Raw genomic sequence first — 205 nt, forward strand, 5'->3', positions numbered from 1 at the left:
AATATTAGCTTGCTCAACCCCAAAGGTAGCACGTGCATTTGAGAGTACATGAGGTTTAAATAATAAAACTGAAAAATGTGGCTTTTGCGACAGTTTTTTCATCATTTGAGCGAGTAAAAATTGTTTATTTGGTAGCTTCGTATCCTCATCGTGCAGCATCGAATAACTAAATGCTGAAATATGCTGACGGTCTTTTAATAAAAGT

General features: G+C 35.1%; 1 protein-coding gene. It reads right to left on the reverse strand.

Annotated features, from left to right (window positions below; all coding sequences use genetic code 11):
- Positions 1 to 205: hypothetical protein (locus tag CWC02_RS20885; RefSeq protein ID WP_212751487.1), on the reverse strand; the 205-nt coding region annotated here is incomplete at both ends.

This window comes from Pseudoalteromonas sp. S2721, from assembly GCF_005887425.1.
Lineage (GTDB): Bacteria > Pseudomonadota > Gammaproteobacteria > Enterobacterales > Alteromonadaceae > Pseudoalteromonas > Pseudoalteromonas simplex.